Annotated in this window: 10 protein-coding genes; 6 read left to right on the forward strand and 4 right to left on the reverse strand. The window is 59.6% G+C overall.

From position 1 onward, the window contains the following. The first annotated feature begins 2 nt into the window (after positions 1 to 2). Complete coding sequence (locus LGH74_RS14955) at positions 3 to 2,798, forward strand: PA14 domain-containing protein (RefSeq protein WP_226176889.1); 2,796 nt, start codon at positions 3 to 5, stop codon at positions 2,796 to 2,798. Positions 2,799 to 2,961: 163 nt separating this feature from the next. Next, positions 2,962 to 3,432, forward strand: a complete 471-nt coding sequence (locus tag LGH74_RS14960) for a nuclear transport factor 2 family protein (protein ID WP_226176891.1) — start codon at positions 2,962 to 2,964, stop codon at positions 3,430 to 3,432. A gap of 296 nt (positions 3,433 to 3,728) precedes the next feature. Here the strand turns inward: LGH74_RS14960 and LGH74_RS14965 are convergent, their stop codons facing one another. After that, a complete protein-coding gene (locus LGH74_RS14965) occupies positions 3,729 to 5,783 on the reverse strand; it encodes a M13 family metallopeptidase (RefSeq protein ID WP_226176893.1) in 2,055 nt (684 codons plus the stop codon). A gap of 223 nt (positions 5,784 to 6,006) precedes the next feature. On the opposite strand from LGH74_RS14965, the gene LGH74_RS14970 reads away from it, so the two are divergent. Beyond that, positions 6,007 to 6,438 (forward strand): hypothetical protein, encoded by a 432-nt coding sequence (locus tag LGH74_RS14970; RefSeq protein ID WP_226176895.1) that lies wholly within the window; start codon positions 6,007 to 6,009, stop codon positions 6,436 to 6,438. A gap of 48 nt (positions 6,439 to 6,486) precedes the next feature. Beyond that, positions 6,487 to 6,894, forward strand: coding sequence for an alternative ribosome rescue aminoacyl-tRNA hydrolase ArfB (arfB, locus tag LGH74_RS14975; RefSeq protein ID WP_226176896.1), 408 nt, complete (start codon positions 6,487 to 6,489; stop codon positions 6,892 to 6,894). Positions 6,895 to 6,902: 8 nt separating this feature from the next. On the opposite strand, the gene LGH74_RS14980 is transcribed toward arfB, so the two are convergent. From LGH74_RS14980 to mgtE, 3 genes are all read right to left on the reverse strand, one after another. Further along, complete coding sequence (locus LGH74_RS14980; RefSeq protein WP_226176898.1) at positions 6,903 to 7,619, reverse strand: nitronate monooxygenase family protein; 717 nt, start codon at positions 7,617 to 7,619, stop codon at positions 6,903 to 6,905. A gap of 56 nt (positions 7,620 to 7,675) precedes the next feature. Next, positions 7,676 to 8,596 (reverse strand): magnesium transporter CorA family protein, encoded by a 921-nt coding sequence (locus LGH74_RS14985; protein ID WP_226176899.1) that lies wholly within the window; start codon positions 8,594 to 8,596, stop codon positions 7,676 to 7,678. Positions 8,597 to 8,725: 129 nt separating this feature from the next. After that, positions 8,726 to 10,111, reverse strand: a complete 1,386-nt coding sequence (gene mgtE, locus LGH74_RS14990) for a magnesium transporter (RefSeq protein ID WP_226176900.1) — start codon at positions 10,109 to 10,111, stop codon at positions 8,726 to 8,728. Between the two features lie 474 nt (positions 10,112 to 10,585). Between mgtE and LGH74_RS14995 the strand changes: the two genes are divergently transcribed. Both LGH74_RS14995 and LGH74_RS15000 read left to right on the forward strand, forming a co-directional pair. Next, positions 10,586 to 11,398, forward strand: coding sequence for a cyanophycinase (locus LGH74_RS14995; protein WP_226176902.1), 813 nt, complete (start codon positions 10,586 to 10,588; stop codon positions 11,396 to 11,398). Between the two features lie 133 nt (positions 11,399 to 11,531). Further along, positions 11,532 to 12,782 carry an OmpP1/FadL family transporter gene (locus LGH74_RS15000; RefSeq protein WP_226176904.1) on the forward strand — a complete coding sequence of 417 codons (1,251 nt, stop codon included), beginning with the start codon at positions 11,532 to 11,534 and terminating at the stop codon, positions 12,780 to 12,782. The last annotated feature ends 8 nt before the right edge of the window (positions 12,783 to 12,790 follow it).

The raw sequence follows: 12,790 nt of genomic DNA on the forward strand, positions 1-12,790 counted from the left end.
GTTTGATAAGCTCCGCCGTAGTAGCGCAGCCCAGTGGCTGCTCGGGCAATGACCCGGGTGGGCAGCCTGCTGCCAATGGTCTGTATGCGGAGTACTACCCGGGCTATTTCGACCCCAACCAGACTTTCTTTACGACCAACACCGCGCCGCCGCTGCTACACCGCATCGAGCCGCAGGTGAACTTCGCTACCAACACCGATTTTGGCGACCTGACCGGTATTGCCACTGGCCCGGTAGCTGACCCGGACAACTTCAGCGTGCGACTGCGCGGTAGCATCAATATTCCGACCACGGGCGAGTACACGTTCTACCTCACTTCCGACGACGCGGCTTACCTCTGGCTCGATGGGGCGGCCGTGACTCTGCCGGCCGTTACTATTGAAAGCACAATAAACAACGGCGGCTACCACGCCCCGCTGGAAGTGGCCCAGACGCTGATGCTGCCCGCCGGCCTGCACAGCCTGTTGATTCACTACGCCGAAGCTACCGGCGACAATATTCTGGTGCTGGAGTATTCGGGGCCGGGTATTCCGCGGCAGGTTGTGCCTTCCGGCATGTTTTGCACAGCTTCGCAGGCACCCCGTCCGCCCCAGGGCATCACCTATTCGCCGGCGGTTATCAACGCTTTTGTAGGCAACGTCACACAGTCGGCGGCCCCGGTAGTGGCCGATGGCGGCTCGGCCGTGACGCACTATGCCTTTGCCACTCCCGTGCCCTTAGGCCTCTCCATCCACCCCAATACCGGCATTCTGACGGTTGGTATCAACGTGCCCCTCGGGACGTATGACCTGGATATTGCCGTAACGAATGCCAACGGCGTAAGCACTTTTCACAACGCGGCTTCGGTAGTGGTAGTGGCGGGGCCGCCACCGGGCTGCACCGGCACCGACCCCGCCGGCAACGGTGCTACCTCGGGCCTGTATGCGCAGTACTATGCCGGCTACTTCAACGATGTGCTAACGTTCTTTTCCGGGGCCGCGGGCATTACCCGCATCGACCCGGTGGTGAACTTTGATGCCCCCGACAGCTTCGGCGACCTTACCGCCGTGGCAGGTGGCACGCTGGAAAACCCGAACAACTTCAGCGCGCAGTACCGGGGCAGCCTACGCATTGCCACGTCGGGCACCTACACGTTCTTTCTAACCTCAGACGATGCTTCCTTTTTGTGGCTGGATAATCCGGCCTTAAATTCCCCACTGAATATCAGCGACGCGGCCATCAACAACGGCGGGCTGCACGCGCCCCAGACCCGGCAGGTGACGCTGTACATGGCAGCCGGCCTGCACAACGTGCGGCTGCTGTATGGCGAGCAAGATGGCGGCCGGACGATGGTATTCGAATATCAGGGGCCCGGTATTACCCGGCAGGTGGTGCCTACGGGCTTGCTGTGCTCCGGTATTCAGCCCGCGCAGGCGGTGGTGTCCAGTCTGGAGTATTCGCCCCAGATGGTGGCCCGGGTAGTGGGCACTACGGGTAGCTCGCCGCTGCCCGTGGTGGCCAGCCCTACGGCGGTAGCGCAATATGTTATTGCCAACACTACCCCGTTGCCCGCCGGCATCACCATTCACCCCACGCAGGGCCAGATTTCGGCGGATGCCACTGTGCCGCTGGGCACCTACATAGTGGATGTAGCCGTGACTAACGCCGACGGTACCGCTATTTTTCTGGATGCCTTCACGTTTGAGGTAGCGCCGCCGCCGCCGACGGGCTGCAACCTGAGCGCGCCCAACGGCAGCCCCTCCACGGCCGGCCTCTACGGGGAGTACTACACGGGCTACTTCAACGATGTGCCTTCGTTTTTCGACACCAATACGCCTTTCATCACCCGATTGGAGCCCGGCCTGAACTACGACTCCGAAGACGGCTGGGGCAATATTCTGCCCCCCGCCGACAATACCCTGATGGATCCTGACCACTACAGCGCCCGGTATCGGGGCAGCTTGCAGGTAGCTACCGCCGGTGACTATACCTTCTACCTGACATCGGATGATGCTTCTTACCTCTGGATTGACAACGCGGCCCGGGTGTCGCCGCCGCGCCTCAATCAAGCTCTCGTCGATAATGGTGGGCTGCACGGCGCCATTACCAAATCGGCAACTATTACCCTCACGGCTGGTCTGCACGACATGCTGATTCACTTCGGGGAGGATACCGGTAATAATCGACTGGTATTTGAGTACGAAGGCCCCGGCGTACCCCGCCAGATTGTGCCCGGATCTACCACCTGTAGCGCTGCTACCGGGGCACCCCTGCCCGTGAAGCTGGTGCGCTTCGAGGCCAAGCCTACGGGTACTTATGTAAACGTGGAGTGGGCTACGGCTCAGGAGCGCAACAGCGACTATTTTGAGGTGGAACGTTCCACCAATGGTGTGCTTTATGAGGTAGTAGAGCGCCGCGAGGCTGCCGGCAACACCGATAAACTCCAACGCTACCAGCTTACCGACCGGGCCCCACTGCCGGGCGTGAGCTACTACCGGCTGCACCAGGTAGATGAAGACGGTCGGGATGCATACTCGCCGGTAGTGGTAGTGCGGGTGGCCCAACCTAGCACGCTGAGCGCCGCCGTTTTCCCGAATCCGAACAAGGGCTCCTTCTCGGTAAGGGTGCAGCAAACAGCCGCCCAGCCGGCCCAGCTGGAACTGCTGAACATGCAGGGCCAGACGGTGTATCGGCGGGCCCTGCCGGCCGCGGCCATCGGCGAATATGACCTGCGGCTACCCCAACTGGCGGTAGGCCTCTACCAACTGCGCCTGACCTCGGTAGCGGGTATCGTCACGCAGAAAGTAGTGGTGGAATAACGGCCTTGAATTGGTAAAAGCTGGCTCCTGGGTGCGGGAGCCAGCTTTTTTGTGCCTTTGCAGGAAAGTCGCCGGGGGCCCGCCACCGAAACTACAGCGGCCCGGTAGGGCGTAGCTGCAGGAAATTCTTCACCTTTAGGCTCAACCATGACTACCCCGAAGTATGCACCCCCACGAAGAGTTACTGCATCGTTTCTACCAAGGCTTTCAGCGCCGCGACCATGCCGCAATGGCCGCCTGCTACCACCCGGAAGCTACTTTCGACGATGCTGCCTTTTCGCTGCGGGGTGCCGACATCGGGGCTATGTGGCGCATGCTCTGCGAGCGGGGCAAAGATCTGACCTTGACCTACAACCATATCCGGGCCGACGACGCACAGGGCCAAGCCGTGTGGGATGCCCGCTACACATTTTCGCAAACCAAGCGGCGCGTTCATAATCATATCAATGCCCGCTTCACCTTCAAAGACGGCAAAATCCTGACCCACCACGACCAGTTTAATTTCTGGCGCTGGAGCCGGCAGGCGCTGGGGCCGGTGGGCTGGCTGCTGGGCTGGACGCCGTTTCTGCAGCAGAAAGTGCGGAAGTCGGCGGCCGAGGGCCTGCAGCACTTTAAAGCCTCACGCGGCGTTTGAGAATTGCCATTGCGAGGACGCAGGGCGAAGCAATCCGTCCGCTGAAATGTGCTGCACTTCCTTGCCTGACAAGCTCTAACTCCTGACTGCGCAGTTGCACTTGGCGAGGTGTGCGCCGCTTCAACAACTATCGTTCAACGCGTCGCGAAGTGCAACTGTGCGGTATAAGCAAAAGCCCTTTCCCGTCGCAACGAGAAAGGGCTTGGTGGGTAAAGAATGTGTCATACTTCGCAGAGGACGGATTGCTTCACGCTGCTCGCAATGACAAACGTGTCGCCCCGTAATGACTGAGAAGTCTACCAGATTTTCACCCGGGCGGAGTCGGGGCGCCAGAGTTTCTGGCCTTCTTTTACCTGGAAGGCTTCGTAGAACTCAGGTACGTCGGCAAAGGGGCCGTTGACGCGGTACATGGCCGGAGAATGCACATCGGTGAGGATGCGCTGGGCCAGCACCTCGTTGCGCTGGTGGTTTTGCCAGCCCAAGGCATAACCCAGGAAGTAGCGCTGGGTAGGGGTGAGGCCTCCGATTTTCTCTCCTTTCTTATACTGCTCCGTTTTCTTGAAGGCGTCGAAGGCAATGACGATGCCGCCCAGATCGGCAATATTCTCGCCGGCCGTGGCTTTGCCGTTGATGTGAAGCGAATCAAGCACGGTGTAGCCGTTGAACTGGCGCACGATGCCATTGACGCGCTGCTGGAAGGCGGCGCGGTCTTTCTTGCTCCACCAGTTGCGCAGGTTGCCCTTCTCGTCGAACTGGCTGCCCTCGTCGTCGAAGCCGTGGGTGAGCTCGTGGCCGATGGTGCTGGCTCCGGCGTAGCCGTAGATGACAGCGTCGTCGGCGTTTTTGTCTTCCAGGCCGGGAATGGCGAAGATGGCGGCCGGCAGCACAATTTCGTTGTTGGAAGGGTTGTAGTAAGCGTTATAGGTCTGGGGCGTCATGTCCCACTCGGTACGGTCTACGGGCTTGCCCAGCTTGTTGATGTTGTAGCGGTACTGCCACTCGTTGGCGCGCATCACGTTGGCCGCGTACGAGTCGCGCTTAATGGCGAGGCTAGAATAGTCGCGCCACTTGTCGGGGTAGCCTACTTTCGGGGTGATTTTGGCCAGCTTCACCAAGGCTTTCTGCTTGGTCGAGTCGCTCATCCAGTCGAGGGCCTGAATATGCTCCCGGAAGGCGGCTACCACGTTTTCCGTGATTTTGGCGTAGCGCGCCTTGGTTTCGGGCGCGAAATATTCCTTCACAAACAGCTGGCCCAGGATTTCGCCCATGCCGGCTTCTTCCTCGTCCAGCACCCGCTTCCAGCGGGCCCGCTGCTGCTTGCTGCCCTGCAACACGGTACCGTAGAAGCGGAAATGCTCATTATCAATGGGGCGACTGAGCTGGCCGGCAAAGGCATTTACGAGGTGCCAGCGCAGGTAGGCCTGCCACTGGTCGAGAGGTACCGTTTTGAGCAGCTGACCGGCTTTCTGGTAAAACTCGGGTTGCCCCACAATAACGGTATCGGCTTTTAGCTCCATCTGGGTTAGCCAGGGCGTCCAGTCGAGGCCGGGGGTGAGCTTGCTCAGGTCGGCTACGCTGCGTTTATTGTAGTTGGCGTACGGGTCGCGCAGGGCTTCGAGCTTGCGCGAGGAAGAGGCCAGCTGCGTTTCGAGCTGCATGATCTGGCCGGCGTGGCGCTGGGCCGCCACCGAGTCTTGGCCGAGCAGCTGCAGCATGCGGGCCACGTGGCGCACGTACTCTTTACGAATGTTACTGGTGCGCGAGTCTTTGTTGAAGTAATAGTCGCGGTTGGGCAGCCCCAGGCCGGCCTGGTATAGGTGCAGGGCCATTTTGTCGCTGTTCTTGGCATCCTGCCCCACGTAGAGCCCGATCAGCGAATTGACGCCCAGTACCTTGTGGCGGGCAATGACGCGTTGCACATCGGCCACAGTTTTGATGGCGGCAATACGGTCCAGCTCCGGCTGCAGCGGCGCGGTGCCCTGCTTGTCAATAGCCACCGAATCGAGGCCGGAAGCCCAGAAGTCGCCGATTTTCTGCTGGCTCGTACCGGCTGCGGCGTTGGCTTTGGCGGCTTCCTCGTTGAGGGCGCGCAGGCGGGCATACACCTCGTTCTGTACTTCCTTGCCGATGCCCCAGGAGCTTTCGGAGGCCGGAATGGGGTGGCGCTTCAGCCAGCCGCCATTGGCGTAGGCGAAGAAGTCGTCGCCGGGTCGCACGGTGGTGTCGAGGTTGGCCTGCAATAGGTCGGGCTGAGCGGTGCCGGCTTTGTTGCCAGAGTTGCAGCTGGAAAGGCCCGCCGTGGCTACGGCGCAGACCAGCAGCCATTTGCTGAGCGCAGAGGCGTTATTCATAGAAAGAAACATGAAAGAATAGGGAAGGGAGGTCGAAGGTAAAGATTCTGCCAGCACATAGGACTAACTCTATACTACAGAGTTGCAGCGCACAGTATGTTTGCCTGCTGTAGAGACGCGTAATTGCGTCTCAATCGTTGTTTCGCTTGGTTGATTTCAACCCGTTGCCGTTCAACGCCAAGACGCAACGAAGCGTCTCTACAACACACAATCCGGCCTAGTTATGCTGCTCAAACTGCTCCTGCTCAACTTTGCCCTGGCGGCCTACCTCACCGGCGTTATCTGGTTGGTGCAGCTCGTGCATTATCCCGGCTTCGTGCAGGCTTCCGGCGCGGGGTTTGCGGCTTTCCATCAGGCCCACCTGCGACGCATGGGCTGGGTGGTGATGGGCCCGATGGTGGCCGAGCTGCTGCTGGCTGGGTGGCTGGCCTGGGCTGCTAAAGGGCTGGGCGCGGCCGGGTGGTGGAGCCTAGCGCTGGTAGTTGGTATCTGGCTGACGACATTCTTTATTTCAGTGCCATTTCACAACCGCCTGACCCGGGACGGCTACAACTATATTACCATCGACGGGCTGGTGCGCACCAACTGGCTGCGTACTCTTGCCTGGACGGCCCGGATGCTACTGCTGGGCGCTTGGCTCTGGCAGCAGCTGTAGCAGCGCGGTTTAGGCGTAACTTTGCCGCCTTCCTGCCGTTCCTTGCCCATGCTGCCACCCATCGAATCCTTTTTGCCCGAACTCCAGTTTCAAACCAGCCGCAGCAGTGGCCCAGGCGGCCAGAACGTGAACAAGGTAGAGTCGCGGGTAGAGCTACGCTTCCGCATAGCCGACTCCCAGCTGCTGACCGAGGAGCAAAAGCAGATGCTGCTGACCAAGCTGGCTTCTAAGCTGACTACCGAGGGCGAATTGTTGCTTACGGCCCAGGAAGACCGGAGCCAGCTGCGCAATAAGGAAATCGTGGTGCAGAAGTTCTACGACACGCTGCGCAAAGCCCTGCACAAGCCCAAGGCCCGCAAAGCCACCAAGCCCAGCAAAGGCGCCGTGCGCAAGCGCCTCGAATCGAAGAAAAAGCATGGGGAAAAAAAGGCGAATCGGGGCAAAGCGGATTTTTAACTAAACTTCTAGTTCAAATCGAGCCCAAACAGCACCCCGAACCAGGGCTTGCGCTGGTAAAGCCAATGGCGGCCATCGGGCCCCAGCAGCTGGTCGGCCCCGATGGCCAGGCCCAGATTGAAGATGCGGGCATCGTAGATGGCGGCGGCCCCGGCATGCACTACGAAGCCTTCGTACTCGATGCCGGTGCCGGGCTGGCGCAGTACATCGGCACTGATGGCGGTAGAGCCCAGTCCCGTAAATAAGCCGTAGCCCAGCCCCACGGTACGAATCTGGGGCTCCTGCCGCCCGCCCAGCAACTGCCGGCCGCTCACGTGGTAAAAATCGAGGCGGCGGCCCAGATACAGCGCCGCGTTGAAGTTGGTATTGAGCTGCACTGGCACCGGCCCGCGCGCAGGCCGGGCCTTGAAGGGAATCGTGAAAACGTCGAGGTCGAACTTGCGGTCCAGCAGAATGGCGTGGTGGCCGCGGCGCAAGGCGTAGCTGAAGCGGTGGTCGGGTGTGCTGGCATCGGCCTGTCCAAAAAACCGTAGCGAATCCTGGGCCTGTTCCACGTAGAAGGCCCGCTCCTTACCCACGGCCGCCGCCAGTATCGGGTCGTTGGTGCGGAAAAACTGGTAGTCGCCGGGTTCCAGCGTGGGCAAGTGGCCCACGGCGGCACAGCCCGCCAGCAAGCCCTGCAAGCCAAACAGCGCGGCAACGGAACGAAAGCGTGGAATCGGCATGGAAGGCTGAAAGCGGGCTTGGGCTGCGGAAATTTCCTGCAATGATACAGGACGTTTTAGATCCAGCCCTTGCGCCGGAACCACGCGAAGATACCCACCGAAATAACCAGCATAGCCACCATGGCACCGGGGTAGCCCAGCTTCCAGCCGAGCTCGGGCATGTACTGGAAGTTCATGCCGTAAATGCCCGCAATAAAGGTCAGGGGCAGAAAGAAGGCCGAAAATACGGTCAGTACGCGCATCGCCTCGTTGGTGCGCTGCGACGACAACGACAGGTACAGATTCATCAGGTTGGTGGCCGCGCCGTCGAGCTGCTGGTAGAGAGTTTCGACCTTCACCTGCAAGTCCTGGGTGTCCTGCAGCAGGGTCGAGTCGGTAGTAGCTGACGTCAGCGTTTGGCGGCGCAGCATCGTCATAATGTCGCGGGTAAGCAGCAGCAGCTGCTTGGCGGCCGAGGCTTTGCGCTTCAGAAAGTACAGGCCCTGCAACGCGTTGGGCACTTCGCGCTTCAGAAATATTTCGGCCTCGTAGTCATCCAGCTCCTTGGTTAGCACCAGAGCGGGCTGCACAAAGCTGTTAAGGGCGTAGCGCACCAGATGCACCGCTACCTCGGCGGGCGAAATGCACTCCTGCCCCGGCGACTGAGCCACCCGTTTCAGCTGGCTCAGCACTGGGTGGGCCCGGCGGTGAACCGTAATGAGGTAGTCGGCGGCGTAGAATATGGCAATCTTGGTGCTCAGCTCCTGAATGGTATCGGCCTCGTTGTTTTCCGGCGTCACAAATACGCGCAGAATCACGAAGTTGAGTCCATTGGTCGTCTCAAACTTGGGCAGGTGCGTAGGTTCCAGACAGTCGCGCACCAGAGAGTCGGGCAGGTCGTATTGCTCGGCTACAGCCTGCAGTTCACCGGCCGAAGGGTTAGTAATGTCAAGCCAGGCGAAATGGCACTCTTGCTTGGTAAGAAGGTCTTCGGTCATAACAAGTTAAAAGCAGCAGCCCAGGACGAGCAGCCGGCACCGGTAGCCAGTGGGACAATACCGGGCATACGCAAGAAAGGCGCAATGATTTGCGCCTTTCTTTATTAGAGCTGTACTAAGGCGGCTGGTTTACAACAGCGTGCCGCGCAGTACCATTGTAGCCACCGAGAAGTAAATAATCAGGCCCGTAACGTCCACCAGGGTAGCTACAAACGGTGCCGACGATGTGGCCGGGTCGAGGCCCAGGCGCTTGAGCAGCATGGGCAGCATAGCCCCCGAAAGGGCGCCCCACAGCACAATGCCCAGCAGCGAGAAGCCCACCGTCACGGCAATCAGCAGCCAGTAAGGGCCGAAGTAGCCGGGGTCGACGTAATTGGCCCACAGCACGATGCGCAACGAGCCCACCACCCCCAGAATCGTGCCCAGCGCCAGGCCCGAAATGATTTCGCGCCGCATTACCAGCCACCAATCTGAAAGCGTAAACTCGCCCAGACTCATGGCCCGGATGATGAGAGAAGTAGCCTGGGAGCCGGCATTGCCGCCGGCCGAAATAATGAGCGGAATAAACAGCCCCAACACGGCTGCCTTCTGCAAATCGTCTTCGAAATGGTGCATAGCCGAAGTGGTCAGCATTTCGCCGATAAGCAGAATGACCAGCCAGCCGGCCCGCTTTTTCACCATACCCCAGATGGACGTCGCCAGATACGGCTCGTCGAGGGCTTCCGAGCCCCCCAGCTTCTGAATATCTTCGGTATCTTCTTCCTCCCGAATGTCAAGAATATCGTCAATCGTGACGATGCCAAACAGTACTCCCTCATCATTGACGACGGGCAGGGCCACCCGGTCATTTTTGCGAAACACATCAATGGCCGCTTCCTGGTCTTGCATGGCATTGAGGCTCACGTAGCGGCGGTCCATCAATTCACTCACGCGCCGGTCAGGGTCGGCCAAAAGAAACTCCCGGATGCGGATATCGTCGATGAGGATGCCGCGCGGGTCGGTTACGTAGAGCACGCTCAGCGTTTCCGACTGCCCGCCGTGCCGCCGGATGTAGTCGAGCACCTGCTGCACCGTCCAGGATTCGCGGATGGCAATGTAGTCGGGCGTCATCAGGCGGCCCACCGAGTACTCGGGGTAGCCCAGCAGCTCCAGCGTCACGCGGCGCTCGGGCTCCGAGAGGGTCTGAATCAGCTCCTTCACGAAATCATCGGGCAGAAACTCCAGCAGGGCCGTCCGGTCATCAGGCGACATCTCGTTGAGGATGTCCGAAATCTTGTCCTGACTCAGGTTGGCCAGAAAGTGGCGCTGAATGTCCAGGTCGAGGTATTCGAATACCTCCGTGGCCAGCTGCAGCGGCAGGAGCCGGAAAATAATGAGCTGCTCGCGCTCCTCTTCGTTATCGATCAGCTCGACCAGCTCCGAGGGCTCAAATGACTTGAGGATTTCTTTTAATTTGAAAAACTCGCCCTCCTGAATCAGGGACGTAATTTGGTCAGTAGTCGGGTGCTGATTCATGGAAAAAGTCAGGAGGGAGGTGCTTCGCTAGGCAGCAGATTGAGTGAGTAATTTGGCGCGCAAAAGTAGGCCAAAAAAATGGGCCGGCCGCGCCGGTTCGCGTCATTTTCCGTAACGCCAAACCACCGCCCGCAATTCCCGGCCGCGTCCGTAATTCTTGGATTAATCCGCGTTAGCCACCTCCGGCAACTGTTGGGCTTCCCGTTTACGGAGTTTAGCCCGGGAATTCCAGAATGGTCGACATGGCGTTCTGTTACACTAAGGCCGCTGCTCCGGCATATTGCCCGCAAGGAGTTTTTGCTCAAAAAAAGTCGTCTGCAGGCTCATGTATAAGACGCAACAAACCAAACTGCTAGCTGCCAGACCGCCCAATCGGGCAAATCCGACAGCTCAACGCTGGCAACCTCGCCTCTGGCCAGCCGTTGGGAATTCAATATCCCGTGTACATTTGATCCTAGCTTACCCCTGTTTCCTATGCTCCAGTCGTCCGCGTTACCGCTCGGAACGCTCGTTGCCCTCGGCGGCGGCGACGATGATGCCCTGCTGGCCCTGCTCTGCGACATGCTGCCCGGCCCCGATTCGAGCGTCGTCATTCTGGCCATGGCTGCCAGCGACGCCACCGTGACGGGCACCCGCTACGCCCGGGCTATGCACGAGCTGGGCTGTACCAACGTGCACCCTATCAAAATCGACGAGCGGCACTCGGCCGACAAGCCAGCTTCCCTGCGCCGCCTGCGCGAAGCCGAACTGGTGTTTTTTACCGGCGGCGACCAGGAAATGATTACCCAGTTTCTGCACGGCACCGAGTTTTTGCAGCAGCTGCAGCACCGCTACCACACCGAGGCAGGTTTTGTGGTGGCCGGTACCAGTGCCGGCGCTTCGGTGCTGCCCGAGCACATGCTGGTATCGGGCTACGGCTGGCGGGCCCTGCGCAAGGGCGGCATCCGCACCGATCATGGGCTGAGTCTGGTAGCTAATCTGCTTATCGACCAGCACTTTGTAGAGCGGGGGCGCTTTGGCCGCCTAGCCCACGCGCTGCTGGCCCACCCTATGTGCCTGGGCCTGGGCTTGGCCGAGGAAACCGGCGTCATCATCCGTAATGGCCACGAAGTAGAAGTCTTCGGCGACGGCGTGGTGATGGTGGTAGATGGCAGCCACATGCACGGCAACAACCTGGGCCGTATCGGCCGCGGGGAGCCCGTGGCCGCCCGGGATTTCCGGGTGCACCTTCTCGTGAGCGGGCAGCGCCTGAATCTGCAAACCCGGCAGGTGATAAATGCGGAATAATTGCTACATTTTTAAGGGGCCCGGCAGCCACCGCCGCCGGGGTATTATATAGTCGGCACGCCTACTACTTAATTCGTTTTTCTCCCTACATTTAGTCCCAACAACCCTACTTCTCACCCTTTTCTCTTTTTTTATGAATCTAAAAACTCTACTCCTCGCGAGTGGCGCGCTGCTTTCGGGTACGGCGGCTGTTGCGGGCGGCTACCAAGTGTCGCTGGCCGGGATAAAGAACAACGGCATGGGCGGCGTAGGCGTAGGTCTTTCTCTCGACCAGGCAGCCATGTTCTACAACCCTGGTGCCCTGGCAATGGTCCGGGAGCGGGGAGTGCAGCTGGGCGGTAACCTGACGTTCGCCCGCAACTCATTCGTGGCGGAAGGCGGCAATACGCAGCGCGAGCTGCGCAACACCGTGGTTACGCCTTTTAGCTTGTTTGCCAGCTACGGCCCGACCGAGGCCAAGTTCCGCGCCGGTATTGCCGTTTACACGCCTTTCGGCAGCAAGCTTCAGTACGCCGAAGGCTGGGAAGGCCGCACCTCGCTGACGGATATCGACCTGAAGTCGGTGTTTGTACAGCCTACTTTCAGCTACGCTCTTACCGACCAGCTGAGCGTGGGCGCGGGCTTGGTAGTATTGGCTTACGGTGCCGTAAACCTGCAGCGCGATATTCCCCTGCCCGATTCCTATGGCCACATTGAGCTCGACGGCAAGGCTAAAACCAAGCTGGGCTACAACGCGGGTATCTTCTTCAAGCCCTCGCCGATGCTGTCATTGGGTATCAGCTACCGTTCCAAGATCGATGCCCAGGTGGAAGATGGCGACGTGAAATTCACCAACATCTCGCCCACATTTGCTTCGCGCTTTCAGGCTACCAAGTTCGGCGCCACGTTGCCGCTGCCCGCTACTACCAGCATCGGCCTGGGTATTATGCCCAGCGACAAGCTGACGCTGGCTTTCGATATCAACTACGTGAACTGGAGTGCTTACCGCAATCTGGAGTTCAGATTCGACCAGCAGATTAACGGCTCGACGTTCTCGACCTCGAAGCGTTACTATCAGGATGCCTTCACCTTCCGGGTGGGTGGCCAATATAAAATCACGGATGCCTTTACGGCTCGTGTGGGTGGTGCCTACGACAACTCGCCGGTGAAAAACGGCTACGTAACGCCCGAAACCCCCGATGCTGACCGCATCAGCGGTACGGCCGGTATTTCCTATGCCGTAACCGAGCACTTCGGTATCGACCTGTCTACGCAGTTTGTGACCCTCAAGAAGCGCACCCAGACCGCCCTGGACCTGCAGAACAACCAGACCACGGACCGGGTAGCCGGCACCTACAAGACCAACATCGTGATTCCGGGCCTGGGCCTGAATTACACTTTCTAATTCCCTTC

Origin of the sequence: Hymenobacter lucidus (assembly GCF_020447265.1) — a bacterium.
GTDB lineage: Bacteria > Bacteroidota > Bacteroidia > Cytophagales > Hymenobacteraceae > Hymenobacter > Hymenobacter lucidus.